The organism is Acidithiobacillus sp. TH-A36, from assembly GCF_057473445.1.
In genome coordinates this window covers 1-1,995 of sequence record NZ_JBYCKP010000103.1, presented here as the reverse complement: position 1 = coordinate 1,995, position 1,995 = coordinate 1, and the positions used below count along the sequence as shown (strand labels likewise).

The 1,995-nt window shown below is 52.9% G+C and carries 3 protein-coding genes and 1 pseudogene; all 4 read right to left on the bottom strand.

Annotation, left to right across the window (positions count from 1 at the left end):
* Positions 1–810: sigma 54-interacting transcriptional regulator (locus AC2VLY_RS02955; protein ID WP_486921739.1), on the bottom strand; the 810-nt coding region annotated here is incomplete at its 3' end.
* Positions 797–1,297 (bottom strand): hypothetical protein, encoded by a 501-nt coding sequence (locus AC2VLY_RS02950; protein ID WP_486892649.1) that lies wholly within the window; start codon positions 1,295–1,297, stop codon positions 797–799. The genes AC2VLY_RS02955 and AC2VLY_RS02950, both read right to left, overlap by 14 nt.
* Complete coding sequence (locus AC2VLY_RS02945; RefSeq protein ID WP_486892648.1) at positions 1,233–1,679, bottom strand: hypothetical protein; 447 nt, start codon at positions 1,677–1,679, stop codon at positions 1,233–1,235. The genes AC2VLY_RS02950 and AC2VLY_RS02945 overlap by 65 nt, the downstream gene beginning before the upstream one ends.
* A 65-nt stretch (positions 1,680–1,744) precedes the next feature.
* Positions 1,745–1,995 (bottom strand): annotated as a pseudogene (locus tag AC2VLY_RS02940) (tetratricopeptide repeat protein); the annotation flags it as partial.

Here is a 1,995-nt window from a genome sequence, read left to right as displayed (position 1 = left end):
TTTGGCCTGATGATGTTTGGGCAGTTCGCTGACTTCATCGAGGAAGAGCGTGCCACCATCGGCTGCCGCAAAACGGCCGATGCGATCTGTCACTGCTCCCGTAAAAGCGCCTTTCACGGATCCGAAAAACTCGGCTTCAAATAAATTATCGGGGATGGCGGCACAATTCACTTCCACCAGGGATTTTTTGGAGCGGTTACTCTGTTGATGCAGTAAGCGGACCATCAAGCCTTTACCAGACCCCGATTCGCCCTGAAAGATGACGCTGGCATCGGTGGCCGCGACTTGCGCAATCAATTCGAGGGCATCGCGCATGTGCGGATCATCCGTAATAAAACCCACACTGCGGGTGCCGCCCAGAATCCGCTCGGCATGACGCAATTCGGAGACATCTTCGATGAAAAAAATGCGGCGTTTATGTTGTTTGCGCTCTACCAGTCGGGTTCTGATCTGCAGGACCTTGTGATCGCCTTCGGCAACGGGAAGCAGGTGATCCCAGCGGACGCAGCCAGTTTGCGGTCGACTCACGGCATCTTCCTGACCAGCAGCAATGGCCGCTCGCACCAGTTCTTTCTGGACGCTACCTCCAGGTATGCTGCGCAGGTGCTCCAGTTGATGCGTGTTCAACAAGATTTTGGCGGCAGCGTTGCAGAATTCAATTTTTCCCTGAATGTCGGTCAGCAGAATGCCGGCGTCCATGGAATCCAGCAATTCTGGCAAAACCTCACAGAGGGTTTCCAGTTCAGTGCTCAGCGACGCCATTTTTTTCTCCTTGGCCAGCACCTCGCCATCAGTCTCAGTGGTTGCCATAAGCATTCTCCTGATATGGATAGCCACTTTGATATTGCGGATTATATCCCGGTGGAACTCCATCATAGGCTTCCTGGCGTGGAGGGGGTAGAGGCGTTCTGGGTCCATAGCGCGGATCATTGTGATTGAAGGGCAACATGCCACTCAGAAAAGAAAAGGGTGGGGTGATGTTACGATTCAGGCTCCAGAATTCAGCCTGCATCTGTCCGGTGGCTCTGGCCATGTAATTGGTCGAATGGGTCATCTCAGCCATGTTTTGTGACATGCTGTTCATGTTACGTTGAATGTTGGGACTCATTTTCTGGAACTGTTTGGTCATTTCATGGAGATCGTGCGACATTTCCACGGCCAGATAAAACTCATAAGCGGCGAGGACCAGAAAGGCGACGAGTGCCGCGTAGACGATCAGTCTGAGCTGGCGGTCAGAAAGGCCAGCGATATGATGCTGAGACTGCGAGTGTGTTTCCGTAGTCGGTTGTTCCGCCATGATGGTTTGTCTCCTGATGATTTAATTGGATCGTCAGCTGATAGGCTGCATTTGGATTGATTTGTGCGACGATGGGAATAAGTGTGCGGGCTCCACGCAGGTTTTTCTCCCGGATCAGATTCCGAAAGCTATGAATGTAATCATTCCCCGCCGCGTAAAATGCGCCTGTCCGGTAATAAACATTGCCCTGTTCTCCATAGAGATCTGCCAGATACCGCTGGGGGGCAAGATGAATCAATTGTGCATATTCCTGAATGGCGCGCAATGGGTTGCCTTGCCAGTAGGCTTGGCGTGCCTGCATCAGCTGCTGAAGGTAGTGATGGTTCCATCCGGATTTTGGACGTAACAAATCGGATGTAACCCCGGCTTGTGCAGTGGCCATGCACACTATAAACCCGACAGACAGCAGCATAGCTGTCCATCGAGTTGATTTTGTGAAATTCACCATCAGGCAGGCGGCATCCCGGTTTCGGCTTCGGGGGCATGGGACAGCGCCACCTGCACTTTTTGTGCTTCCGCAGGATCCAGACGTCCGAGAATAGGAATCAGCGCGGCGCCATCGGCATAACGTCCGGCATGAATCAGCTGCATGGCAGCCTGACCATAAGCGTTGCCCGCCTGGTGATAGTGACCGGTCATGTACAACACATTACCCATTTCGCCATAGGCAGCAGGGGAGTCAGGCGCTTCCTGAATCA

Excerpts from the sequence above, each read along its gene's own strand:
- AC2VLY_RS02950 (WP_486892649.1), bottom strand. The coding sequence starts at position 1,297 with ATGGCGGAACAACCGACTACGGAAACACACTCGCAGTCTCAGCATCAT.
- AC2VLY_RS02945 (WP_486892648.1), bottom strand. The coding sequence starts at position 1,679 with ATGGCCACTGCACAAGCCGGGGTTACATCCGATTTGTTACGTCCAAAA.